Source organism: Rhodococcus sovatensis (assembly GCF_037327425.1).
GTDB classification, from domain to species: Bacteria; Actinomycetota; Actinomycetes; order Mycobacteriales; family Mycobacteriaceae; genus Rhodococcoides; species Rhodococcoides sovatense.
On record NZ_CP147846.1, the window covers coordinates 865,108 to 889,673 of the forward strand.

18 protein-coding genes are annotated in these 24,566 nt (G+C 63.4%); 6 read left to right on the plus strand and 12 right to left on the minus strand.

Going from position 1 to position 24,566, the window contains the following annotated elements; translation table 11 throughout:
* Positions 1-5: 5 nt before the first annotated feature.
* The 3 genes from WDS16_RS04115 to WDS16_RS04125 all read right to left on the minus strand — a co-directional run bounded on the left by WDS16_RS04115 (position 6) and on the right by WDS16_RS04125 (position 3,759).
* Complete coding sequence (locus tag WDS16_RS04115; RefSeq protein WP_338890712.1) at positions 6-1,421, minus strand: dicarboxylate/amino acid:cation symporter; 1,416 nt, start codon at positions 1,419-1,421, stop codon at positions 6-8.
* Between the two features lie 278 nt (positions 1,422-1,699).
* Positions 1,700-2,053, minus strand: a complete 354-nt coding sequence (locus WDS16_RS04120) for a VOC family protein (protein ID WP_338890713.1) — start codon at positions 2,051-2,053, stop codon at positions 1,700-1,702.
* 77 nt (positions 2,054-2,130) lie between these two features.
* Positions 2,131-3,759: an FAD-dependent monooxygenase gene (locus tag WDS16_RS04125; RefSeq protein ID WP_338890715.1), complete on the minus strand. Its 1,629-nt coding sequence runs from the start codon at positions 3,757-3,759 to the stop codon at positions 2,131-2,133.
* A gap of 135 nt (positions 3,760-3,894) precedes the next feature.
* On the opposite strand from WDS16_RS04125, the gene recC reads away from it, so the two are divergent.
* Genes recC through recD form a run of 3 tightly spaced genes read left to right on the plus strand, consistent with a single transcriptional unit; the run spans position 3,895 to position 12,358 of the window.
* Complete coding sequence (gene recC / locus WDS16_RS04130; protein WP_338890716.1) at positions 3,895-7,185, plus strand: exodeoxyribonuclease V subunit gamma; 3,291 nt, start codon at positions 3,895-3,897, stop codon at positions 7,183-7,185.
* Complete coding sequence (locus WDS16_RS04135; RefSeq protein WP_338890718.1) at positions 7,182-10,496, plus strand: UvrD-helicase domain-containing protein; 3,315 nt, start codon at positions 7,182-7,184, stop codon at positions 10,494-10,496. The genes recC and WDS16_RS04135 overlap by 4 nt, the downstream gene beginning before the upstream one ends.
* Entirely contained in the window at positions 10,493-12,358 is a 1,866-nt protein-coding gene (gene recD, locus WDS16_RS04140; protein WP_338890719.1) for an exodeoxyribonuclease V subunit alpha, read from the plus strand. The genes WDS16_RS04135 and recD overlap by 4 nt, the downstream gene beginning before the upstream one ends.
* On the opposite strand, the gene WDS16_RS04145 is transcribed toward recD, so the two are convergent.
* Both WDS16_RS04145 and WDS16_RS04150 read right to left on the minus strand, forming a co-directional pair.
* Entirely contained in the window at positions 12,320-13,192 is an 873-nt protein-coding gene (locus WDS16_RS04145) for a TY-Chap domain-containing protein (RefSeq protein ID WP_338890721.1), read from the minus strand. The genes recD and WDS16_RS04145 overlap by 39 nt on opposite strands.
* Before the next feature lie 117 nt (positions 13,193-13,309).
* Complete coding sequence (locus tag WDS16_RS04150; protein WP_422395811.1) at positions 13,310-14,710, minus strand: sulfite reductase subunit alpha; 1,401 nt, start codon at positions 14,708-14,710, stop codon at positions 13,310-13,312.
* A 3-nt stretch (positions 14,711-14,713) separates the two neighbouring features.
* Between WDS16_RS04150 and WDS16_RS04155 the strand changes: the two genes are divergently transcribed.
* Positions 14,714-14,941: a DUF2510 domain-containing protein gene (locus tag WDS16_RS04155; RefSeq protein ID WP_338890723.1), complete on the plus strand. Its 228-nt coding sequence runs from the start codon at positions 14,714-14,716 to the stop codon at positions 14,939-14,941.
* A gap of 16 nt (positions 14,942-14,957) precedes the next feature.
* Here WDS16_RS04155 and WDS16_RS04160 read toward each other — a convergent pair whose 3' ends face one another.
* On the minus strand, positions 14,958-15,932 hold the full coding sequence (locus WDS16_RS04160) for a RelA/SpoT domain-containing protein (RefSeq protein WP_338890725.1): 975 nt from the start codon (positions 15,930-15,932) through the stop codon (positions 14,958-14,960).
* A gap of 162 nt (positions 15,933-16,094) precedes the next feature.
* Between WDS16_RS04160 and WDS16_RS04165 the strand changes: the two genes are divergently transcribed.
* Positions 16,095-17,069, plus strand: a complete 975-nt coding sequence (locus WDS16_RS04165; protein ID WP_338890727.1) for a sigma-70 family RNA polymerase sigma factor — start codon at positions 16,095-16,097, stop codon at positions 17,067-17,069.
* Between the two features lie 67 nt (positions 17,070-17,136).
* On the opposite strand, the gene WDS16_RS04170 is transcribed toward WDS16_RS04165, so the two are convergent.
* Complete coding sequence (locus WDS16_RS04170) at positions 17,137-17,571, minus strand: VOC family protein (RefSeq protein WP_338890729.1); 435 nt, start codon at positions 17,569-17,571, stop codon at positions 17,137-17,139.
* A 192-nt stretch (positions 17,572-17,763) separates the two neighbouring features.
* Entirely contained in the window at positions 17,764-18,030 is a 267-nt protein-coding gene (locus tag WDS16_RS04175; RefSeq protein ID WP_338890731.1) for a hypothetical protein, read from the minus strand.
* Positions 18,031-18,384: 354 nt separating this feature from the next.
* On the opposite strand from WDS16_RS04175, the gene WDS16_RS04180 reads away from it, so the two are divergent.
* Positions 18,385-19,485: a hypothetical protein gene (locus tag WDS16_RS04180; RefSeq protein ID WP_338890732.1), complete on the plus strand. Its 1,101-nt coding sequence runs from the start codon at positions 18,385-18,387 to the stop codon at positions 19,483-19,485.
* Positions 19,486-19,512: 27 nt separating this feature from the next.
* On the opposite strand, the gene WDS16_RS04185 is transcribed toward WDS16_RS04180, so the two are convergent.
* From WDS16_RS04185 to WDS16_RS04200, 4 genes are read right to left on the minus strand one after another with little or no spacing between them, the layout of a single operon-like run.
* Positions 19,513-20,946: a gluconate:H+ symporter gene (locus WDS16_RS04185; RefSeq protein WP_338890733.1), complete on the minus strand. Its 1,434-nt coding sequence runs from the start codon at positions 20,944-20,946 to the stop codon at positions 19,513-19,515.
* On the minus strand, positions 20,943-21,584 hold the full coding sequence (locus tag WDS16_RS04190; RefSeq protein ID WP_338890734.1) for a bifunctional 4-hydroxy-2-oxoglutarate aldolase/2-dehydro-3-deoxy-phosphogluconate aldolase: 642 nt from the start codon (positions 21,582-21,584) through the stop codon (positions 20,943-20,945). Before WDS16_RS04190 ends, WDS16_RS04185 begins: the two co-directional genes overlap by 4 nt.
* The gene (locus tag WDS16_RS04195) at positions 21,581-23,173 is read right to left on the minus strand and encodes a D-aminoacylase (protein WP_338890735.1); all 1,593 of its coding nucleotides are present in this window, start codon (positions 23,171-23,173) and stop codon (positions 21,581-21,583) included. Before WDS16_RS04195 ends, WDS16_RS04190 begins: the two co-directional genes overlap by 4 nt.
* A 9-nt stretch (positions 23,174-23,182) precedes the next feature.
* Positions 23,183-24,466: an amino acid deaminase gene (locus WDS16_RS04200; RefSeq protein WP_338890736.1), complete on the minus strand. Its 1,284-nt coding sequence runs from the start codon at positions 24,464-24,466 to the stop codon at positions 23,183-23,185.
* Positions 24,467-24,566: the final 100 nt, after the last annotated feature.

Genomic DNA, 24,566 nt, shown 5'->3' on the forward strand with positions numbered 1-24,566 from the left:
GTTGTCTAACTGGACAACTGCGGCTCCCGCGCGGCTGGAGGATCGGCATCCTCGTCGTCGCTGAACGGATCGCCGTTGCGGGGGCTGTTGTACCGAACCTCGTCGAGTATTCCTTCGCGCTTGGCGACGATGGTCGGCACGAGCGCCTGGCCGGTGACGTTGACCGCAGTCCGTCCCATGTCGACGATCGGTTCGACTGCTAGGAGTAGACCGACGCCCGCGAGAGGCAGGCCGAGCGTCGACAAGGTGAGGGTGAGCATGACGGTCGCGCCGGTGGTTCCTGCTGTTGCGGCGGACCCGATGACCGAGACGACGACAATGAGAAGGTAGTCCGTGAACGTCAGCGATACGCCGTAGAACTGTGCGACGAAGATTGCTGCGATAGCGGGATAGATTGCAGCGCAACCATCCATCTTCGTCGTCGCGCCGAGCGGGACCGCGAACGATGCATACTCTCGGGGCACGCCGAGGTTGCGCTCGGTGACTCGTTCGGTCAGCGGAAGAGTACCGATGGACGAACGCGACACGAATCCGAGCTGGGTGGCAGGCCATACACCCGAGAAGAACTGACAGACCGAAAGGCCATGTGCGCGAACGATGATGGGATACACGACGAAGAACACGATCGCGAGGCCGACGTAGATGGCGACGGTGAACACACCGAGCGAGCCGATCGCATCCCATCCGTAGGTTGCTACGGCGTTGGCGATCAACGCAGCGGTGCCGATGGGTGCCAGGCGGATGATCCACCACAGCACTTTCTGGACGATTGCGAGAAGTGACGCGTTGAACGTGAGGAAGGGTTCGGCCTTCTCCCCGATCTTGAGGGCAGCGATGCCGATCGCAGCTGCGACCACGAGAAGCTGCAGAATATTGAAGCTCAGCGACGTGGTTGCGGTGCTGGTTGCTGTGCCGTCGACCACCTCCGTGGCCACCGAGGTCTTCGATCCGAGCGCGAGGAAGTTGTTCGGCACCAACCCTGTCAGGAAGGACCACCACGACCCGACGCTGCTCGGGTCCTTCGCTTCCGTTGCTTCGACGCCGGTCCGCGAGCCTGGCTGTGCAACGAGCCCGATGACGATGCCGATGATCACTGCGATGAATGCAGTGATTGCAAACCACAACAGCGTCTGCACCGCCAGGCGAGCAGCGTTGGCGACCTGTCGAAGGTTCGCGATCGAGGACACGATCGCGGTGAATACGAGCGGAACTACCGCCACTGTCAGTAGTTTGACGTAGCTCGAACCGATCGTCGCTACGGTGCCGACCAGCCAATTGTCGCTGCCGTCGGCCGCGTCAGGCATCGAGCGTGCGATGAGACCGAGGACGACACCGAGAATCAATCCGGCAACGATCTGTGGCCCGAATGATGTTGCCCATATGGGCACACGGGAACTACGGGTAGCGCTGGGCGCAGACATGAACATGCCTTTCGAAAAAAGAAGAGATGTCGAGGAACGCCCTCGAATCAGAGAATGTGACGTCGGGTCGAAACGGTCACCGACAGATAGCGCTGGCCTGCAGACGTAGGTCGACATACCGTCGACTGGTCAGGAGTGGCATCACTTACTTGACACTACTCCCTGTACCGTCGCCCGGATGCGGGGCCTGACGGAGACCGATCGTGCGGTCGATCTCGGCATACGAAGCGGCGAGACGTGCCTCACCCAATACCGTTGCGTATGAACGTGTGCGAACCTCAATAGTCGATACGGAATCCGCCGATGAGGGTGATCGAGTTGCCGTCGGGATCTTCGACCGTCGACAGTCGCACTCCCTTGTCGGCCTCGACGATCTCGCCAGAGTGGATGCCACGTCCAGCGAGATCGGCGATCTGTGCCTCGAGGTCGTCGACGGCGAAGTTGAGTAGGCCCGACCCAGCGCGTGTCTCGTCGACGGTCACCTGTACCCAGCTACGGTCGGTGACCTGCCATTCGACGAGGGCAGGCATCGGGTTGTTGTCGGCTCGCCGTCCGAAGAGTCGTTCGTACCAGGTGTTCGACCGGTCGATGTCCGACACCGGCATCACTGCGAGTACATGTTCGAAAGCCATGAGCACATCCGTTCCACTGGAAAACTGTTCCTACAGGTGGACCGGCGAACTCGGGCAAACTCATCGGACGCGGTATTTCAGGCAAACGTTCCCTTCAAATAGCCGACCAGTTCCGCGGTGGTGCCCGGTGACTGCCGGAAACCTAAGTAACCGTCCGGGCGTACGACGAGTGCGGTCGGGCTCTCGACCCCGTAGGCCGCCCTGAACTCACCGTCGGAATCGACGATGACGGGTAGCGTCGAATCAACGTGCTCTGCGGCTATCAAGTAGACGTCTAAAAAGCCGTGTGCCGCATCGAGAGCGTGGACGGACAACTCCTCGGCCTGCGAGACGTCACCGTCGGACCACAGCAGCAGCGTGTGATTCACCCCGGTGAACAGCTCGAACAGTCGCAGAGGAAATGCCACGACATCCCGACGCAGCCCTCGTGCGTCCGGTGCCCGCTCACCCGGCTGAACCACGGTCGAGGCCTCGTCGACGGAGCCGACGAGTTGCCCGGGTGCGTACGAGATCAACAACTGTGCTTGACGACGCATCGCGGTCTCGAAGGAACTCTCACCGGCGCCGATGCCTTCTCGGGCATTGCGAACCGTCATCCCGACCACCGCTTCTCCAACTGGCCTGCGCTCGGCGTCGTACGTGTCGGTCAATCCGGGCGCCGCAATGCCACGAACAGCCAGCGCCACCTTCCACGCGAGGTTGTGCGCGTCCTGGATGCCGGTGTTCATTCCCTGGGCCCCGGTCGGCGGATGAATGTGGGCCGCATCGCCCGCGACGAACACGCGACCTCGGCCGTAGGCGTCGACGATGCGGTGACTGATCTTGAAGACCGACGACCACCTCAAGTTGGACGCCGTGGTCGGTTCGGGGGAAAGGCGGTCGAGAACGGCCTGGATGTGATGGAGCTCGGGAGCGGGGCCCGCGGTGAAACCGTGCACGATTCCATCGCCGGAACTCGGGGGAGGAGTGGTCAGTTCGGGTGGTACGAGCATCGACATTCGGTATCGACCGCGGCCGGGAAGAGGTATCGCGACCAGGCCGTCGTCGGCGCTACCGTCGTCTGATTTGCGGGTGCTCCGAATGCCGTACCCGGGAGGCTGCGACCAGTCGACCTCGACGTCGCCGAGCATGTATCCCTCGGCGAACGCCCCGCCCTCGAACGTCAGGCCGAGGGTCTTTCGGACGACGCTGTGGGCACCATCGCAGCCGAGAAGGTACTGGACGACGGCCGTCGATCCGTCGCTCAGGGTTGCCGTCACGCCCTCGTCGTCCTGCTCGAACGACGCGAGACCGATTCCGCGCTCGACGACGGTACCGAGCTCGGCCAGCCGCTGGGCGAGGACTCGCTCGGTTTCGTATTGAGGAAGGCCTGCGAACCAGTAGGGAACATCAGGGGGAAGCGTCAGCTCGATTCGCCCGACCTCGACCCCGTTCTCGAAGGCGATCTGTCCACGCATCATCGTCGAAGCGTCCAGGATGGCTTTCAAGACGCCCATGTTCTCGAACACCTCGAGCGTCCGCGGTTGGATTCCAACCGCTTTCGCATACTGCGGCGGTTCGATCAACGGATCGACGATGCGGCAGTCGATGCCTCGTCGTCGGAACTCTATCGCCGCCGTCAGTCCGATCGGTCCTGCGCCTGCAATGAGTACCTCTGTAGTCACTGTTCCACCGCCTGTATCGCCTGGGGCACTAGCTGGAATCATCCAAGTTGTCGACGATGCGAACTGGACTTTGCGTGGACTTCATTCGCAATGCGTGAGTTGGACGGCGAGAGGTGTCGGTCGGCTCGAGTAGGGTCAGGGGAATCGAACTTCGGTACGAGCGTTGGGGGAGCAAAGTTGGTTCTGAGGGTTCATCGCGCGGCACGTGCGAGCGCGTTGGCAACGGCGTTGGCCGAGGTGTTGGCAACGCCTCTGGCGGACCCGTTCACCCCCGAAGTGATCTCGGTACCGGCTCGCGGCGTCGAACGCTGGTTGACTCAGACATTGTCGATGTCGCTCGGGACCGAAGGAGCGGGCACGGCCCGTTCGGACGGCATTTCCGCCAACATCGACTTTCCGTCGCCCACGGTGCTCGTCGGACGCGCGCTGGCGGCAGTGGAGAACCTGGACCCGGCCGACGAGCCATGGTCCCCCGGACGAATGCTGTGGACGATCCTGGCGATCGTCGACGAGTCGATGAACGAACCGTGGTGTTCCGTTCTGGCCACGCACCTCGGACACGGTACCGACGAATACCGCGCGGGCCGGCGGTGGTCCACTGCGTCGCACCTCACCGATCTCTTCCGCGGGTACGGAGCCGATCGGCCGTCGATGCTTACCGAGTGGGCTGCAGGGCGCGATATGGATGGGCTCGGCCGGCCACTGCCCGCGGACCTTCTCTGGCAGGCCGAAGTGTGGCGGGCAGTTCGTGCCCGCATCGGCCATCCCAGTCCTGCGGAACGTCTGGAGGCCAGTTGCGCTGCACTGGAGAATGATCCGTCGATCCTGAGTGATCTGCCGGAGCGGTTGTCGATCTTCGGCGCCACTCGTATGACAACCGATCAGTTGCGCGTCGTATCCGCGATCGCCCGGAATCGCGATGTGCACCTGTGGATTCCGCACCCGAGCGCGGACATGTGGGATCAGCTGTCCGATCGCCCGACCACTGTTCGGCGTCACGACGACGGTGCGGCGGTTTCCCTGGGACATCCATTGCTGTCTTCTCTCGCGCGCGACGTCCGCGAGCTCGAGACACGCGTTCTCGGACTCGCCGTCGAGACGGTACACACGGTGGAAAACGAAAAGCCAGCTCCAGAGACACTTCTCGGCCGTATCCAGTCGGACATCATGCACGCGAGGACACCGACGAAGGCTGTCGAACCCGATGGAAGCATCGCCGTGCATGCGTGCCATGGATCCGCACGTCAAGTGGAGGTTCTTCGTGAATGTTTGCTGCGCACCTTCGATGAGGACCCGACGCTCGAACCGCGAGATGTGCTGGTCATGTGCCCGGATGTGGAAACGTATGCGCCGCTGATTCGGGCGGCTTTCGGGCAGCGTGGCCTGGGGCATCCCGGCCACGAACTCCGAGTGCGGCTCGCCGATCGGGGCCTCCGCCGTACCAACCCGATACTGGCAGTGGTAGCAACGCTTCTCGATCTGGCAGTGGGACGTGTGACGGCAAGCCAGGTGCTGGACCTGACTGCATCCGAACCGGTTCGGATGCACTTCGGATTCGACGATGACGACCTGGAGCGGCTGCGCGAATGGACCCAGGTGTCCGGCGCGAGGTGGGGTATCAATTCTCGCCAGCGCACGCGTTTCGGCCTCGGGGACTTCGCGCAGAACACGTTCAACTTCGCAGTGGACCGGTTGCTGCTCGGTGTTGCTGCCGACGAGAGCGCCCACGAATGGCTCGATCTGGCATTGCCGGTCGACGACGTCGATGGAAACGATATCGATCTTGCCGGCAGGCTCGCCGAGTTCATCGATCGACTTGCCGTCGTCGTCCGTGATCTGCAGGGGCCCCAGACTGTCGAACAGTGGCGGACCGCGCTTGTGCGCTCGCTCGACCTGCTCACCGACACCAGTGCGGCAGACGCATGGCAACGGGCACAAGCACTTCGCGAAATCGAGGAGGCGACCCGGCACGGCGACGAGACGGCACTTCGCCTTGCCGACGTACGCGCGATGCTCACGCACGCCCTGGCGGGTAGACCGTCACGAGCGAACTTCAGGACAGGTGAGTTGACGGTGTGCACGATGGTGCCGATGCGATCGGTGCCGCATCGGGTCGTGGTTCTACTCGGTCTCGACGACGAGGTATTTCCTCGCACGGGCAGCGAGGACGGCGACAACATCCTGACGCGCGATCCCGCCCCGGGGGAGCGTGACGTCCGGAGCGAGGACCGTCAACTGCTGCTCGACGCAGTAATGTCGGCCGGCGAGAAACTACTGCTGTTCTACACCGGCGCCGATCCGGTGTCCGGCGCCGTGAAGCCTCCGGCCATACCGCTCAGCGAACTGCTCGACGTCGTGCGCACTACCGCGGACGCTGATATTGTCACTCGACATCCGTTGCAGCCATTCGACTCTCGAAACTTCGATCCAGATGATCCGTTCAGCTACGATCGCGCGGCGCTCGCAGGAGCTCGCGCAGGCGAGAGGAATCCCGTTGCTGCGCCTGCATTCCTGCCGGAGCCTCTACCCACGTCGCCGACCGGTGACGTCGAACTCAGTGACCTGATTGCGTTCGTCGAGCATCCGATCGCAGCGTTCTTACGGCAGCGGCTCGGAATTCGTATTCCCGACGCAGGAGACGACGTGTCGGACTCGTTGACTGTCGAGCTGGACGGCCTGCAGAAGTGGGACATCGGTGATCGCATGCTCGCAGAACGACTAGGCGGAACAGACATCGCCGACTTCCGTGCGGCGGAATGGCGCCGAGGCACGCTGCCGCCCTTCAAGCTCGGGGAGACGCAGTTGCAGGACATCACCCGAGCGGTGGAGGCACTCGTCGATGTCTCACATGATGTCCACGCTGGTCCCGCCGAGGTGCGCGACATCTCGGTGGTTCTACCGTCCGGCCGGCGAGTTACCGGAACTGTCGCTGGCATTCACGGCGCGACGATCGCCCGTACGTCGTATTCCCGCCTCGCTCCGAAACATCGTTTGGCGGCGTGGGTGAGGTTGCTCGCTGCAGCGTCCCAGGACGATTCGCGAACGTGGCAGGCCGTGACCACAGGCCGTGGGACGGGGCGTCGTGCTGCGTGGCGATCGACCCTCACGGCCCCGGTCGACGCGTTGGCTCAGCTCGACAAGCTCGTCGAACTCCGTGATCTGGGGTTGTCGGAGGTCCTACCTGTCGGGCCGACTGCGTCGGCGACGTACGCGGAGCGACGCTTTCGTGGCACGCCTCAGCACGAGTCCATGGAGGCTGCGGAGAGGCAGTGGTCGGACAAATTCGGCGACGTCCACGACCGAAGCATTGTCTACGTTCATGGCGCGGCGGCGCCGTTCGCCGACATCAGCAGCACGCCGGGCGGCGAGGGATATCCCCGGTGGGGTGAGGAAAGCACCCTGTTCGGGATACTCGCGTGCAGCCTCTGGGCGCCACTGCTCGACGCCGAGACGGAGGGCCAGCCATGACTGATTTCGACCTTCTCGGACCTCTGCCTACCGGGACTACCGTGCTCGAGGCCAGTGCGGGAACCGGTAAGACCTACGCGATCGTCGGTCTCGCCACCCGCTATGTCGCCGAAGGAATCGCCGAGGTGTCGCAATTGCTGTTGGTGACGTTCTCGCGCGCAGCCACCCAGGAATTGCGCGAACGGACCCGGAGCCGATTCGCCGAGGTGGAGGCCGCATTGGCCGACGCGAGTTCCGACTCGACCGATCCGTTGGTCCGTCACTTGGCGGCGGCACCAGCTGACGAGGTTGCCCTGCGCCGGGTCCGATTGACCCGGGCGCTGTCGGAATTCGACTCGGGCACGATTGCCACTACCCACAGCTTCTGTCAACGCATGCTCGACGGCCTTGGTATCGCAGGCGAACGCGAACCCGAAGCAATCCTCGTCGAAGCCGTCGACGATGTGATCGACGAGGTCGTCGACGACATCTACCTGCGCCGGTACGGACGTTCGGACTTCGGCCCTCCGATCGGTCCGTCCGACGCACGCCAGGTCGCCCGCGAAGCCGTGCGTGATCGGCAGGCACAGCTCGTTCCCGAGTCCGACGAGAACACCGAGGCAGGTAGCCGCGTGCTCTTCGCGACCGAGGCGCGCGAGGAAGTTGGGCGACGCAAGCGATCCGCCGGGGTTCGTGACTTCGATGATTTGCTGAGCCTGTTGCATGGAGTCTTGCTCGATCCCGTACACGGCGAATCTGCCTGCGCACGTGTCCGCGACCGATTCCGGGTGGTTCTCGTCGACGAATTCCAGGACACCGATCCGCTGCAGTGGGAAATCCTGCGCCGAGCGTTTCACGGACGCTCGACGCTCTTACTGGTGGGTGATCCGAAACAGGCGATCTACGCCTTCCGCGGCGCCGAGGTCCTGAGCTATCTCGACGCCGTAGCGCTAGCCGACCGGCACCTCGAACTGACCACCAATTGGCGTAGCGACGCCGGGTTGCTCGAAGCGCTCGAAACGGTCTATGCGGGAGCCGCATTGGGACACGAGGACATCGTCGCCCACCCAGTAGGTGCAACCCACGCCTCGTCGCGAATGTCCGATCGACCACCGCTGAGGCTCCGCACTCTTCCCCGCACCGGTGCTGGGCCGTTGAACAAGTCGGGATTTCCTGCCGTAGGTGCACTCCGCGAACGTGTCGCCGACGATCTCGCGGCCGATATCGTCGAGCTGCTCGAATCCGGCACCGGGCTGAACCTGCCTGGTCACTCACAAGTGGTGACACCCGGTGACGTTGCCGTACTGGTACGGACACGTGCACAGATCGCGCTGGTACGCGCAGCACTCGATCAGGTTGGCGTTCCCTCGGTTCTCGCTGGTGGATCCAGCGTCTTCGAAACGCCGAGTGCGATGCAGTGGCTGTGGTTTCTCCACGCACTCGAACAGCCACATCGCGGCGATCGCGTCCGACTCGCCGCGCTGACACCGCTTCTCGGCTACACGGCCGAGTCACTCGACGAGCGCGGCGACGACGCGGTGTCCGAAGTCAGCACCCTGTTTCGCGACTATGCGGTGTTATTCGCGCAGGCCGGATTCGCAGCGGTGTTCGAAAAGGTCGCTGCAGAATCGAACCTGGAAGCGCGCCTGCTCGGGCAACGCGCGGGCGAACGTCAGCTGACCGATCTTCGTCACCTCGCTCAACTCCTCAACCGCGCAGCCGTCGAAGAATCGTTCGGACCAAGTGCGTTGACACGCTGGCTTACCGACCGGGTGGAGGATCCGGCATCCGGAAGCGTGGCCGATCGCAGCCGGCGGCTCGACAGTGATGCGGCGGCCGTCCAGATTGCGACAGTGCACGCCAGTAAAGGGCTCGAATTCCCGGTTGTCTACGTTCCGTTCGCGTGGGATGCCGCGAAGAACCCGTACCCGAGCACTCTGCTGTTGCACGACGAGGACGGCAAGCGAGTCCTCGACGTCGGTGGCAGGACCGGCAACGGATATGCCGCGCGCAAGTTGGTGCGGGACGCCGAGGAAGCAGGGGAGGAACTACGTCTGCTCTATGTCGCACTGACCCGCGCACAATGCCAGGTCGTGCTGTGGTGGGCGCCGTCCTACTCCACTTCTGTTTCGCCGCTTCACCGATTGCTCTTCGGCAGGGCGAAGGGTTCCGTGCAGCCGGAGGACAAGATCAAGGTGCCAGACGACGCCGTTGCCGTCCGTCAGTTGGAGGCGTGGGCATCACCGGCCGGCTGCCTCATATCCATCGAGCAGGGCGGTGTGACGCGCGCACGACCGATCGAGAAATATCTCCAGACCACCGAGACGGCGCTGGAAGCAGCGTCGTTCCGCCGCTCACTCGACATGCTGTGGCGTAGGACGTCGTATTCAGCGTTGACGGCAGCCGCGCACGACGGGCCAGGTGTCACCAGCGAACCTGAACGCCCGGAGAAAGACGACGAGCCAGACGAAGCACCCCCGATCGACGACGAGTTGGACGGCATCCCGTCACCGATGAACGGCTTGCCTGCAGGCGCCGCGTTCGGAACGCTCGTGCACGAGGTCCTCGAACACCTCGACACCGCGGCACCGAACCTGGAATCGGAACTACTGAGCAGGTGCACCGACGCCATCGAGGAACGGCTGGCAGACATCGATCCGAGTGCACTGGCTTCCGCGCTGCTTCCGGTACTCCGAACACCCTTGGGGTTCGGCACACTTGCAGACATCGCGCCGTCCGATCACCTTGCGGAATTGGACTTCGAACTGCCCCTGGCCGGCGGAGATCACCCGGTATCGCGGGCCGTCACCCTGAAAGCAATCGCCAGGCTGCTGCGTGAGCACCTCCCCGCCGACGACGCACTGCGCCCATACGCGGACCAGCTCGAGGTCCTCGAATCTCAGCCGCTGCGCGGCTATCTCACCGGCAGCATCGACTCCGTGCTGCGCATACCAGCTGGTTCCACTCCTGGCTCCGATGGTCATTCCGCAGGCTTCACTCCTAGCTACGTGATTGTGGACTACAAGACCAACCGACTGTCCCGAGGACACCTGACGGTCATGCACTTCACCCGGGACCGGATGGCGCAGGAGATGTTGCGTTCGCACTATCCGCTGCAGGCTCTGCTCTATGCGGTCGCATTGCATCGCTACCTCAGATGGCGCCAGCCCGGGTACGACCCGCAGGTGCACCTCGGTGGCGTGCAGTACCACTTCGTCCGGGGCATGGTCGGACCGAAGACCCCGCCGGGCTGTGGGGTCTTCGACTGGTATCCGCCGTCACAGCTGGTCACCGACGTGTCGGACGTGCTCGCCGGAATCGAGACCTCATGATCGCATCGCAGCTGGTGCAACGTGCCCGCGGAAGGCTGAGGACGTTCAACGAAGTCGGGATTCTCGCCGCCGCGGACGTACATGTGGCATTGAGACTCGGTGCGCTCGGTGGCGAGACATCCGAGGAAGTGTTGTTCGCAGCGGCGCTCGCCGTCCGCGCGGTCAGATCGGGTTCGGTGTGTCTGGATTTGCGGCGCCTACGCGATGTCACCGTCGACGAGGAGTCTGATGTCGACATCGATTCGCTGCCGTGGCCCGAACTCCCCGAGGTCATTGCCGCGCTCCGCGCCAGCCCACTGGTGACCGGCGGTCAGCGTGGGCCGCTCAAACCACTGAGACTGGTCGACACCGACGAAGGTGAGCTCCTCTACCTCGACCGATATTTCCTGCAGGAGCGAACTATTCGGATGGTGCTCGACTCCCGCGAGGCTACTCATCCCGACGTCGACATCGAGTCGGTGCGCGCGCTGCTGGAAACTCTGTTCGTCGACGATTCGGACCGACCGACAGCGGCGCCCGACCGGCAACGCATTGCCGCTGCACTGGCTGCAACGTCGTGGACTGCGGTGATCGCAGGTGGTCCCGGTACCGGAAAGACGCATACGGTTGCGCGGGTACTGGCAATGTTCGCGCGTCAACTCGGTCCGTCGATCCGAATTGGACTGGCCGCGCCGACGGGCAAAGCGGCTGCGCGACTGCAGGAATCGGTGGCCGAGCAATCCAGTGATCTCGGGTTGCCGCCGGGGCTCGTCGCCATGACTCTGCATCGATTGCTGGGGTGGCAGCGAGGGAGTAAGAGCCGATTCCGGCACAACGCGTCGAATCGTTTGCCGTACGACGTCATCGTGGTCGATGAGACTTCGATGGTCTCGCTGACGATGATGTGCCGGTTGCTCGAGGCCGTTCGCCCGGAGACTCGATTGATTCTGGTCGGTGACCCGGATCAGTTGACGTCTGTCGACGCCGGCGCTGTACTTGCAGATCTGGTCGCGCGCCCTGTGCGCAGTGCATCGAACCCCGATCTCGACGCGTTGATCGTCGGTGACCTCGGTGCGCAGGACGATCCGAACGAATCCGCGTTGTCATCGGCGGAACGGGAACGACTCGGCGGTGGCGTCGTGCGCCTGCGACGCGGACGGCGTTTCGGAGGAATGATTGCCGAACTGGCCATCGCCGTTCGGGACGGGCGTTCGGATCGTGTGATGGAGTTGCTGCAGGGAGACCACGACGAACTGTCCTTCCATTCGCCGACGGACCTTGTCGCGCTTCACAGCGACATCCTGACGACGGCAGCCACGGTGACCGCGGCAGCCAGGGAAGGCGACGCGGCTCGGGCTCTCGAGGGTCTCGAATCCCACCGGTTGCTGTGCGCCCACCGCCAGGGCCCACACGGAGTGCAGACCTGGGCGCGTCGTGCGATGGAGTGGGTAGGAGAGTCCTCGGGAGCGTTTCTCGACTCGGCTCAGTGGTATCCGGGGCAACCGTTGCTTGTCACTGCGAATGATCACGAGGCGCGAATCTACAACGGCGACACCGGAGTCGTGGTCGACACCGGAGGTGGTTCGCTCATGGCCGCATTCCAGCGTGGGACACAGCCGTTGCTCGTACACCCGAACGTGCTGTCGTCTGTGCAGACGGTCTACGCGATGACGATCCACCGAAGCCAGGGCAGCCAGTACGACACTGTGTCGGTGATGCTGCCCGAACACGCGTCTTCCCTGCTTACCCGAGAATTGCTGTACACCGCGATCACGCGGGCTCGGAAGCACGTTCGGATAATCGGGACCGATGAGGCAGTCCGGGCGGGGGTGGAACGCCAGGTCTTACGCGCCAGCGGACTTCGCCGGACGATCCTGCCGTGACGAGGAGCCGCTGTGAACCGCCGCAGCGTCGCGAAGGCTCTCAGCAGTGTCGTTCCACGATCGTGCCTGCTGCCTCCACACCCGCGCCGCCGCTCGTGCACCCTCGCGTGAGTACCGGATCGACCTTGCCGCGCAATAGTGCCCCTGCGCGGTTGCGTGACGACGCAGATCGTCGAAGTCCTCCTCGCCGCACACGGAGTGCACGGTGGACGGATCCACCTTGGCGCCGACCAGTTCGCACCATGCATGCAGCGAGCGGAGCCCGATAGGAGGATCTGGCTCCGTCGAGTGTCCGGTCGAGGTGGTGGCGTGGGCAAGTGGAACCGGCCCGTCGTTGTTCGTGCCCTTGCCGACTGCCCACGCGGTCAAGAATGACGGGTGCGGAATGTTCCAGACTTCTCGGAACGTGGCGACAGCGACTGTGGCGAGGAAATCTGATTCGTCGGGGGCAGCATCGATGACGAAGTCCATCACCGTCCCATCGAGAGTCGGCCTTCCTGGCTCCGACCATCCGAGGCCGTGCAGTCGTCGGTCGGCAGAGTCGGAATCCGGTGCATCCGGGTAGAGGTACGAGGGAAGTGCCGCGACTCCCAAGACCTGCTCCGCATCGACTGCGACCAGGTCGACGTACGGACGTTGGCCGCGTTGGCCGTGAGACGCCTGCGCCGAGGAAATGGTGATGTACGTCCCCGTCGGCATCGCCGCGACATAGGCGGCAAGGTTCGTCTCGAACCGCTGCCACGCATCCGCAACGGCGACATCGAACGCCTGGACATCAGGCCGAGTGACATCCGACCCTGGGACATCGAGCCCGTCCTCACGTGCAGCACCCATGCGCGCTCCTCTTGTCGACCACACCGTTGGATCTATCCGCCGAACAGAAAGATAGCGGCTGGGTCCGACAAAGTCCGTGAGGCGAGGGCGTATTGCTCGGCAGAGAACGCGCCGAGATCAGTACACGTCGCGCAGGTAGCGCTTGGAGCTCTTCAGCTCGGCCACATAGTCCTCGGCTTGGTCGGGGCCGAGACCGCCGTGTTCTGCAACCACCTCGTGCAGTGTGGCGTCTACATCCTTGGCCATGCGGGTCGCGTCACCGCACACGTAAAAGTGCGCGCCCTCTTCGAGCCAGGCGTACAGCTCCTTGCCGTTCTCGGTCATCCGATGCTGGACATACACCTTGTCGGACTGGTCGCGAGAGAACGCAAGGTCGAGGCGGGTGAGTACGCCAGCACGGGACATCTCGCTCAGTTCGTCCCCGTAGATGTAGTCGTCGGCCCGGCGGCGATCGCCGAAGAACAGCCAGTTTCGGCCTGTCGCCGAGCGGGCCTGCCGTTCGTGAAGAAATGCCCGAAACGGTGCGATACCGGTGCCGGGTCCGACCATGATCACCGGGACATCGTCGTCGGACGGCAGCCGGAACGACTTGTTGGCAGACAGGAACACCCCGACCGACTCTCCCTCGGTGATCCGATCCGCCAAGAACGTCGAGCACACGCCGCCACGGTCGCGTTCGGCGGACCGATACCGCACGCTCGAGACCGTGAGATGTACGGAGCCCTGGTGCGCTAGTGGTGAGGAGGAGATCGAGTACACGCGGTGTTGCAACGGGCGTAGGAGTTCGAGTAGCTCGGCCGGTTCGAGCGCCGTCTTCTCGTCGAGCGCCAGGACATCGAGGACATCCTTGCCCCAGATCCAGGCGTCGAGAGATTCGCGGTTGCCGGTCGCGAGAATGTGTTGGAGTTCGTCGTCGTCAGAGCGCTCCGCGAAGGCCTCGATGAGGTCCATCGACGGTAGACCGATCTCGTAGGAATGGGTCAGCAACTCGTCGAGCCGTTGCTCTGAGCCCTTGATGGTCACCGTCGTATCCGGCGCGACCCGGAGTCTGCCGATCAGAGCGTCGACGAGTTCGGGGTTGTTGACCGGCCGGACGCCTAGTCCGTCACCGGCTTCGTAGGCAAGCCCGCTGTCGCCGAGCGAAAATGCGTAGTGACGCACTTCCTTGGACGACTCGGGGCCCGACAGCACCCGATTGGCCAGGACCGTCGCTCGGTACGGATTCTTCCGGTTCCACGGTGAGCGCTTGGATGCTGCTTTCGCGGGCTTGGCTGGTTCCAGTCGTGCTTCGATGTCTGTACCCGCTTTGCAGTAGCCGTCGTAGCTGGTGGCACCCAGCACTATGACCGCAGAGTATAAACCGCCGAACCGAGCGAGAAGAATCAGCTCGTGGGGCAGTGCGGGACTACTCTCGATGAGAGTAAGTGTGTCAGGATCGTGGAAGACACAGGCTCGGTCCGGGGGGACCGACCAACCGAGTTCGTTCAGTCGAGTGGTTCGCAGGGGCGGGAACTTCAGAGCATGGATCTCTTTCAAGTCGTTGTCATCGGGATACTCGCGCTCGCGTCGTCCACTGTGGTGGCGGGGTTCGTGGTGATGCTGATCGGCAGTGCCCGTCGTCAGCCGGCACGTCGAGCGAAGGTGCGCATTGCACCAGGGTGGTATCCGGATGCGCAGGACGAGTCTCTGCTTCGCTACTTCGACGGCCGGGTGCCGACGCAGCAGACGTCGCGACGAGAGATGTCCTGAGTACACCGCACTCGGTTTACGTGCGTCTCTTGCGTGACCGCTTCGATCGCGGTTGCGAGGACAGGTGGTAGTACAGGGCATCTTCGGTGTCCTCGACGACCACCTGAACGACATCCCCTACCTCGAGGAAGTCGTCGACGGCGATGCGATCCTTCGCCCCGATGACTGCCTTTACCGACCGAGCAGGGATCAGCCCACGTCGGCCATCGGGACCTACTGCCAGTGCGTAGCGTGGGCCTGTTCGTGTCACACGGGCAGAGATGATCTCCGAGTCCTTCGGCACCGGACTCGGTTGCGCGACCCCGTCCTTCGACACAGCTGTCTGTGAATCGAGCTGAGCAGCCAGATCGTCGGCCATACGGTCGACCTGGAGGAGCAGGTCGGCCATCTGCCGCGCGTAGTCGTCGTGTGCTTTCGTCGGCTTGAGCGCTTCGCCGGGTTTGTACATGTCCTCGTGCGTCAGCTCACCCCAGGCATCCTGAAGCCTGGTCTTGACCTGTACCTCCACCTTGACGTCGAGGTCGCCCTGGTGAGTGGCGACGCGGACCAGCAGAACGGCGTGATAGGCGCGATAACCGCTCGGTTTGGGAAACGCGACGTAGTCCATCGGGTCCTTGGCGAACCGAACCGAGCATTCGGGGTCACGGCAGGCACGCTCCAGTGCATCCACGAATGCGTGGAGATCCCGCGGGCTTTTGCACAGGACTTTGATGCCGATCAGATCGCCGAGAGCATCGACTACTTCGTCGACGGTCGTCGGCTCGGCGATGCGTCCTTCGGCGATCTTGCGTCGGAGTTTGTCTGCGGCTCGGATCGGGTCCTTGATCCGCGCCGACTGGGCGTTGAGTCGGTCTCGATCGACGTTGTCGAGGATCTCGTCGGCGATGGTCTCCAGGAAGTTCTGGGCAGTGACCAGCGCTGCCTGCCAAGCGCGCCGCCGCTCCGTGTATGCCTCGTCGACGAGTTCGTCGATGCTGGTCGAGGCTGTCATGACTGGAGTCTCCGATCGAAGACGGACGGTGGATACGTAGCGGAAGGCTAGCGCAGTGCGACGACGATCAACGTCAACCTGGCGGCAGTGTTTGCGGGCACCGATCCGTCGGTGGCCCAACCGTCGCACATCGGTCGGTATGTGGGATTAGTCTCTTGAAGCATGACGGCCACGGTCGCAGAGGGCGACGCATTCGTAGCGCAGTTCGATCCCTACAGAAGGGAGCTGCTCGCGCATTGCTACCGCATGACGGGATCGATCCACGACGCAGAGGACTTGGTCCAGGAAACCTACATTCGTGCATGGCGTGGGTACAGCAAGTTCGAAGGCCGGTCGTCGATGCGGACCTGGCTGTACCGAATTGCGACCAACACGTGCCTGACCGCCCTCGAAGGCAAGGCCAAGCGCCCTATGCCCACTGGACTCGGCGCCCCGAGTTCGGATCCCACCGACGACTTGGTGACGAGGCACGAAATTGCGTGGCTGGAGCCGATCGCCGACACGGAGCTCGCCGACGCGGATGATCCGGCCGCGATCGTCGTCGGGAGAGAGTCGATTCGTCTTGCTTTCGTCGCTGCACTTCAGCACCTCTCGGCGAGGCAACGCGCCGCGCTGTTGATGCGGGAAGTTCTGCAGTGGAAAGCGTCGGAAGTTGCCGAAGCGCTGGCTACGACCACGACGGCGGTCAACAGCCTCTTGCAGCGAGCCCGCGCACAACTCGACGAGATCACACCATCCGAGGACGACGTCGTCGAGCCTGCAGCAGCCGAAACGCGCGAGCTGCTCGCCAAGTACGTCGATAGCTTCGAGAGATACGACATCGAACAATTGGTGCAGCTCTTCACCGAGGACGCCGTATGGGAGATGCCGCCGTTCGAGGGTTGGTACCAGGGAGCGGAAACAATCGGCACACTTATTCGCGGCAATTGCCCGGCCACGAAGGCGGGTGACATGCGCATGGTCGCCACTTCGGCGAACGGTCAACCGGCGTACGGGCTGTACATGCGAAACGAGGAGGGCGTGCACGAAGCGTTCCAGTTGCACGTCGTCGACGTCCGAAAAGCCGGCGTCGCCCACGTGGCCTGCTTCTTCGATCTACGACTCTTCGAGAGGTTCGGTCTACCGGATCGATTGTGAGCGCCTCGGGTTCGGTCGTCGCTGCCGAACCCGATCGACCTCTAGGTCGACGGTGAGCCCGGCCTGATCACTCCGCGGTGTCCGGTGCTACTGCGGTGTCCGGTGCTACTGCGGACTGGTCCATCCACATCACTTCCCAAACATGGCGGTCGAGATCGCGGAATGCCCGGCCGTACATGAATCCATGATCCTGGGGCTCCATCCACGGCGATCCTCCTGCTGCGATGGCCGAGTCGACGAGTGAGTCGACCTCGTCCCGACTGTCGGCACTGACGCACATCAGCACCTCGCGGGACTGCGTCGTGTCGGTGATGCTGTCGGAGATGAAGTCCTTGAACCGTGACTCGGACAAGAACATGACGGTCGCCTGCTCGCTGATGACCATCGACACACAGTTTTCGTCGCTGAACACGTCGTTGAACTCGAAGCCCAGCTCGGCGAAGAACGTACGGGTTGCAGTGACGTCTTTGACGGGCATGTTGGCGAACAGCATTCTCGGCATGATTTTCTCCATCTGTGGGACGAGCAGTCGAGGCGAACCCTCTGGTGGGTTCGAACATATTGACCGCGCCCCGAACCGAATCTCATCGCGAATCGGAGGGATTTCCCGTCGTTCCGCTTGGCGACACGACGAGGCCCCGACCAGATGCTCTGGTCGGGGCCTCGCGCACATGAAGGAGGGGGACGTAACTCTCTAGCGGGTAGCCGAGGCGATACGGGCGAGCATTCTCGAGAACGTCGAGCCGTCGGCACCCAGTTCATCGAATGAGGTTGATTCTGCCGTGACTGCTGCGTCGCTGGTGGCAGCAGCAAGTCGGCGCACCAGCTGGGTGCGGAGCTCGATAGCGCCGAGGATATCGGCATCGAGTGTGGCGACCTGCTCGTGGAGCTGGTCGAGCTGTACGTCGTGTGTTGGTGCTTCGTCGGCGCTGATGGCGAGCGAATCGATCTGCAAAGTCACATCGTCTCCTTTTGTTCGCGTCCTGAGGAGTGATTCGTTTTGCCTCTCAGAACTGTTACACGGTCGCTCTATGTGTCAACGATGTTTCGTGGCCTTTACCAACATGCCCAGTGTTGAGCGCTGGGCCAACCATTTGGTGCTGTGATGCTGCCAACAATCGCGAGCGAGCGTCTGGACCGAACTGCCGGGAGGCAATGCACACGGTTCAGTGTGTGTTCGAGCCATGTCAGGTATTCGGAGCCGGACCCGACTCGTACTTGCCTGAGGTAACGATATAACGGCAGGCAAGTCGACCGCGTCACTCGGCAGCTAATTCTGGGAGAGTGGAGCGCAGACACGGCCGAGGAGCTGAACATGTCAGAACACCTGGAGATCGGTACCGACCGCGAACGCGTCGAACAACGTGTCCGCCGTTGGTGTGAGCGCGCCCGGCTGGACGGTCGTCGGCCGTTGCTGTCCGACGCCGCTGCGATTGCCGTCGCAGCGGGCAGACTCGACGAACCGACGAGAACAGCCTTGGCGCTACGGCGTCGAGCAGGGAAGACGTTGCCGTCCGTCGGTGGTTTCAGTGCACTTCGTGTGCTCGAGGACGAGCGGCGGCGATGGCTCGCCAAGGACACGAAGAACAAGCCCGGGTCTGCGCTCGTCTATCGGCTGCGGGCCGCGGAGCTCGGCAAGCGTCTGGATCATCTGCGTACGACGATGGTGATGTCGACCAGCCACTACGCGACCGGGGTGCGCGCGGTCCGGCGAGATCGACGCGACGGCCTCCACCTCGATCTCGACCAGCGCGACGCGCTGTTCGATGCGCTGTTGCACACACCCGTGCCGAAACAGGAATTCGGGACCGCCATCGAACGCACCGGGCTGTCGTTACTCAATTCTGCCGCCGGGCGTGTGTCGGACATCGCGAAGAACACTCTGTTCGAGGAAATCGGAGATCGGGCGGCCACCGTGATGGCAGGATTCGCCGACCGTCAGGATGAGACGTTCACCGACCGGTACGAGACGATGCTCTTTCTTGCCGGATCGTCGTTCGATCAGGTGCACGCCTCACCGGCCTGGCGATCCGAGCACTTTCTCGTCCAACGCACTCAACTCGACCTGACGGACGAACTGACCCAGGTCGCGGTGGACGTGAACTCTCTGCGCGAGATCGACGACGAGCTCGACGGCGTCGCCGCGATGATGTTCGACGACGCCACCCGCGCTCAGGTCGCCAGCCGCCGGGCGGCCCTCGACACGGTGTGGACGCAGCTCATCGAGCGGGTGGCCGCAGTCGTTCGAGTTGCGGAATTGGTTACCCGCGCCGAGGGGGATCTCAGGACGCTCGACGTCATGGAGAAGGCCCACAGCCTCGACGGGAGGATCGACGCTCTGGTAGCACGAGCCGGTCACCGCGAGCTATCCGCAGACAACACACATTTCGTCGGTGACCAGCTCGGCCACAGCTGAGCGACAATCCGGTAGCGACCCGAGCGACTAGGAGACGATTGCGAACAGCACGGCCGCCACTGCGAAGCTGACCACCGACAGGATGGTTTCGAGCACTGTCCAGGTCTGCAGTGTCTGCTTGACGGTCATGTTGAAGAACTTTGCGATGATCCAGAAGCCACCGTCGTTGACGTGGCTCAAGATGATCGAGCCAGCGGCGATGGACATCGCGATGAGTGCAATCGCCATCGGCGAGTAGTCCTGAGCGGCGACGAGCGGTCCGACGATCCCGCCGGTGGTGACGATTGCGACCGTGGCCGAACCCTGCGCGATGCGGAGGGCGCAGCTGATGACGTAGGCGAGCACGATGATCGGCAGACCCGCTGCGGCCATGGCGTCGGCGAGGGCGGAGCCGATACCCGTTGCCGAGATGACCTTTCCGAAGAACGCGCCTGCACCGACGACGAGTAGCAGCATCCCGACCGGGCGTAGAGATTCACCGGTCAATGTGCTCAGCTGCTGCACCGTCGACCCACGCCTGATGCCGAGAACGTAGAACGCGATCAGGACGGCGATGAGCAACGCGACGGCCGGGGTGCCGAGGAACGTCAGCACCTCGAGAAGGTTGCCGGGCTCCAGCAGGATGCTGCCGAATGTCGCGCCGAGAATCAACACGAGCGGAACCGCGATGATGGCGCCGATGAGCCCGACCGACGGGGGAGTGGTGACGACTGCCCGCTTGGTTGCGATGGCGGTGCCACCGGTAGGTTCCTCGTCGTCTGCTTCGTTGATGAAATCGTCCGGCACGTCGACGATGACGCGCTTTCCGATCCAGTTACCCCACACGAGACCCGCTGCGATGAAACCGGGTATCCCGCAGACGAATCCCATGAGAATCAGCCAGCCGAGGTTGACCTCGAGGAGCCCGCCGAGCGCAACGGGGCCTGGGTGCGGCGGAAGGAATGCGTGTGTCATGGACAGGCCGGCAAGCATCGGCAGCGCGTACAACACGAGCGACTTTCCGCCCTGCCGGGCGGCTACGTAGACCAGCGGTGCGAGTACGAAGATGCCGATGTCGAAGAACACCGGGATGCCGAAGATCAACCCGAGCAAACCCATGGCGATCGGTGCACCGCGGTCGCCGAAGACGCCGAGCAACTTGGATGTCAAAGCCTGTGCACCACCGGATCGTTCGAGGATGGCACCGAGAACGGTGCCGAGTCCGATGATCACGGCGATGTGGCCGAGGATACCGCCGAAGCCCACTTCGAGGAGGGATTCGTTGCTCTTGATCGCGGTGCCGACGATTTCCGACACCGGCAGACCTGCTGCCAATGCGAGGCCGAGTCCGACGATCAGAAGCGCAATGAACGGTTCGAGCTTGATCTTGATGATGACGACCAGAAGTACTGCGATGGCGAAACCACACAGCACGAGAAGGCCAGGGGTGGATGTCCTGAGCCAGTCGACAGCGGTAGTCATGGGTTACCTTTCGATGCGGGCACTGGGCCCATGGATTCGACGAAAACTTGTGCGCGTGAGGTGATGTCGTCCCAGTCGCTTGCCGCTACGGAGGCGGGGGACACGACGTCGGTGCCTGCAGTGACGGCGACGGCGCCGTGCGCGAGGAAGTCGGCGGCGTTGGACGCGTTGACTCCTCCGGAGGGAACGAGCTTCGCGTCGGGCAGCGGTCCCAACAGGTCTGTGAAGTGGGCAGGACCGAAAGCCCGTGCGGGGAAGATCTTCACCGCAGCTGCTCCGAGATCCATTGCGTCCATGACCTCGGTGGGAGTGAGTGCGCCCATCATCACGGGAATCCCACGGGCAGCAGCGATGTCGGCAACGCTGGGTCGAAGTCCCGGAGTGACCAGGAATTGTGCACCCGAATCGATGGCGGCACGCGCCTGTTCGGCAGTCAACACCGTGCCCGCCCCGATGACGGCCCCTGCGTCGGCAGCGTTGCGCAGGAGTTCGAGGACTCCCGGAGTCGTGAACGTCAGCTCGACGGCTCTGATGCCGCCGCGGGTCAAGGCGTCGGCGAGCGCGGCTGGATCGGAAATCGACGGGGCTCGAACGACGGCCAGCGCACGGTCGACGAGAATGGTCTGCAGTGCGTTCATCGCTTGGCCCTCAACGAATGGCCGGCGAGGTTGCCGGTGGGCGCACCCTCGTCGATGGCGAGGGCGCCGTTTACGAAGACATGACCGATGCCGAGTGCCTGTTGTTTCGGCACCTCGAATGTGGCTGTGTCCCTGATGGTGTCGGGGTCGAACAGGACGAGGTCGGCTGCATTGCCTTCGGCGATCGTCCCTCTGTCCTTCAGGCCGAGACGCTGCGCAGGTCGACCTGTCAGATGATTGATGCAGTCTTCGAGCCCGAGCAGCTTCTCGTCTCGGACGTAGTGGCCGAGGTAGCGAGGGAACGTGCCCCATGCGCGTGGGTGTGGCCGTTCGCCGACCAGGATCGCGTCGCTTCCACCCATGTGATGCGGATGCGCCATGATGGCCCGCACGTTCTCCTCGTGGCCGACGTGCTGCAGAATCGTGGTTGCGAGCTGATCGCGTCGAAGAATGTCGAAGAAGGTGTCGACCGGCGACTGACCGCGCTCGGCCGAGATGTCGACCATGGTCCGGCCGACGTAACGGTCCAATTCCGAGTTCGCGACGCCACTGAGCTGAATCGTCTCCCACTCCACCGTCACGCCGTGGCAGCCGTCGGACCCGTTCACATCGACGTCCGCGGTGATACGAGCCCGCATGGCGGGATCTTCCATCCGTGCGAGGGCCTGATCGGGTCCGCCCGACATCGCCCAACTCGGCAGGAGTGCGGACAAGGTGGTCGCGCCGGGCAAGTAGGGGTACGTATCCAGCGTGACGTCACAACCGTCGGCGATCGCTGCGTCGACCTTGTCGAGGAACTCGCCTGCGCGGCCTCGGTTCACGCCGAAGTTCATCGTCGCGTGCGTCAGGTGCAACGCGCATCCCGTATCTCGAGCGAGGTCCAACATCTCTTGATATGCCTCGAGTGCGCCGGCGCCGTACGAGCGCGTGTGTGGCGCGTAGAAGCCGCCGAAATCGGCGACCACCTCGCACAGCGCGCGCAACTCGCTGGTGTCGGCATACATTCCCGGCGTGTACGTCAGGCCGCTGGACATCCCGACGGCGCCCTCGCTCAGACCTTGTGCCAGTAACTCCTGCATGTGCGAGATCTCGCGCGGCGTCGCAGGTCGCTGATCGCCGCCGACGGCCAAGTACCGCAGCGTGCCCTGCGGCACCAGGTAGGCAGCGTTGGGGGTGATCCCTTGATCCAGACGCGTCAGATACTCGGCGACGGAGCGCCACGAAAAGTCCAGGTCGGAGGGGTTACCGTTCCAACCTGCGATCTGGCGACGAACGATGTCGAGGGTGGCGTCGTCGATGGGGGCGTACGCGATGCCGTCCTGTCCAATGACTTCGGTCGTCACGCCCTGACTGATCTTGGGAAAGTGGCCGGGGTCGGTGAGTAGACGAAGATCGGAGTGCGCGTGCATGTCGATGAAACCGGGGGAGAGAACGTGGCCGGGCTCGGCGTCGATGATCCGGTCGGCACCGTCGAGGACGCCTGGTTCGGTGACAGCTGCGATCCGGTCGCCGTCCACCAGCACGTCGCGACGTAGCCGCGGGGATCCGGTTCCGTCGACGACGTCGGCGCCGCGAATCAAGATAGTCATGTTCTCGTCCTAGAAGAAGGTGTGGATCAAGTCCACGACGCGGGGATCTTCGGAGCCGGCGTCGTCGATCACGGGGATGAGACGCCACTTGTCGAAAGCGGTGCACGGATGCGAGAGACCAAGGCGAACAACGGTTCCTATCGGCGCGGTGGAGTCGCTGGGTGGGAATCGCAGGAACGAGTGTTGGTCGTTGAGGGCGGTGATCTCGCCCTCGACCGACTGTGGAATCGGTAGGCCCTCGTCGTAGGGGAGATCGCGTTTTCCGGCGTCGAGAAGCGCAAGTCCCGATTCCGGCCGGGACACTACGCGTGCCCATCCGTGCATTGCTGCTTCGAGCGGGTGCTCCGATCGGCTCGGAATCATCGGCGAAATCTGTGAATAAAAACCGTCGTCGTGGATGATGTACGCCCCGGATCGCAGCACGACCGATGTTGCGACACCGCGGCTTCCGTCCTCGTCGGCGAGACTGGCCAGACGGTCGACGACGAGGTCTTGGTAGGCGCTTCCGCCGGCTGTGACGACGGCGTGGTCACCGTAAAGACCTGCGGAATCGAGCTCGCGGTGAAAGTCTGCGACGCTGTCGAGGTAGCCGGCAACTGCAGTCAGGCCCGGCTCCGAGCGGTCGTGACTGAGCGCGCCTTCGTAGCCACCGACGCCGGCCAGTGCGAGGTGCGACGAGGCGGTGATCGCGTCGGCGACCGCCCGAGCGGCGACGGTGGTCCGCGCACCGGTTCGGCCGTGTTCGCCACCGAGTTCGACGATGACGTTGACCTTTCTGGTCGCACCGGCGTCGTCGAGGGCCTTGTTCATCGCTTCGATCGTGCCCGGACCGTCTGCCCAACAGTAGAATTCGAACTCGGGGTGATCCGCGAGTTCGATTGCCAGCCACTGCAGTCCAACTGGGTCGACCAGCGCGTTCGCCAGCATGATGCGTTCGACGCCGAAGCTGCGCGCGAGCTGCACTTGCCAGATTGTCGCCAATGTGATTGCCCACGAACCGGAATTGAGCTGACGCTTCCACAGTGCGGGGGCCATCGTGGTCTTCCCGTGAGGAGCAAGCTTGACCCCTGCTTCGGTTGCCCAGGTGGCCATCACGGAAATGTTGTGGTCGATCCGGCTGCTGTCCAGAGTCAACAGCGGCGTCTGGAACAGCCCCATGGGCGGACTGTCGGCAACGAAGTCTTCGATCGACCGACCCCACGCCTGTGGCGGTAGCGACTTGTGTTCGGGACCGATCGTGAGCGTCCGGAGAGCACCGATGGTGTGAGAGTCGATCAAGGCGAAGGCCTCCAAGTCGATTGCGTTGCGTATTTTGCAACGATCGTTGCGTAAAATGTCTATGGTTAGTAGTGTGCATCCAACAGGCCACGCCCGCAAGCATTCGAAGGAGATC

What these genes read in the sequence shown, in the direction of transcription:
- WDS16_RS04155 (WP_338890723.1), top strand. Translation starts at nt 14,714, where the DNA reads ATGGATCTCTTTCAAGTCGTTGTCATCGGGATACTCGCGCTCGCGTCG.
- WDS16_RS04115 (WP_338890712.1), bottom strand. Translation starts at nt 1,421, where the DNA reads ATGTCTGCGCCCAGCGCTACCCGTAGTTCCCGTGTGCCCATATGGGCA.
- WDS16_RS04160 (WP_338890725.1), bottom strand. Translation starts at nt 15,932, where the DNA reads ATGACAGCCTCGACCAGCATCGACGAACTCGTCGACGAGGCATACACG.
- WDS16_RS04170 (WP_338890729.1), bottom strand. Translation starts at nt 17,571, where the DNA reads ATGCCGAGAATGCTGTTCGCCAACATGCCCGTCAAAGACGTCACTGCA.
- WDS16_RS04120 (WP_338890713.1), bottom strand. Translation starts at nt 2,053, where the DNA reads ATGGCTTTCGAACATGTACTCGCAGTGATGCCGGTGTCGGACATCGAC.
- WDS16_RS04145 (WP_338890721.1), bottom strand. Translation starts at nt 13,192, where the DNA reads ATGGGTGCTGCACGTGAGGACGGGCTCGATGTCCCAGGGTCGGATGTC.
- WDS16_RS04165 (WP_338890727.1), top strand. Translation starts at nt 16,095, where the DNA reads ATGACGGCCACGGTCGCAGAGGGCGACGCATTCGTAGCGCAGTTCGAT.
- WDS16_RS04125 (WP_338890715.1), bottom strand. Translation starts at nt 3,759, where the DNA reads ATGATTCCAGCTAGTGCCCCAGGCGATACAGGCGGTGGAACAGTGACT.
- WDS16_RS04135 (WP_338890718.1), top strand. Translation starts at nt 7,182, where the DNA reads ATGACTGATTTCGACCTTCTCGGACCTCTGCCTACCGGGACTACCGTG.
- WDS16_RS04195 (WP_338890735.1), bottom strand. Translation starts at nt 23,173, where the DNA reads ATGACTATCTTGATTCGCGGCGCCGACGTCGTCGACGGAACCGGATCC.
- WDS16_RS04180 (WP_338890732.1), top strand. Translation starts at nt 18,385, where the DNA reads ATGTCAGAACACCTGGAGATCGGTACCGACCGCGAACGCGTCGAACAA.
- WDS16_RS04190 (WP_338890734.1), bottom strand. Translation starts at nt 21,584, where the DNA reads ATGAACGCACTGCAGACCATTCTCGTCGACCGTGCGCTGGCCGTCGTT.
- WDS16_RS04185 (WP_338890733.1), bottom strand. Translation starts at nt 20,946, where the DNA reads ATGACTACCGCTGTCGACTGGCTCAGGACATCCACCCCTGGCCTTCTC.
- recD (WP_338890719.1), top strand. Translation starts at nt 10,493, where the DNA reads ATGATCGCATCGCAGCTGGTGCAACGTGCCCGCGGAAGGCTGAGGACG.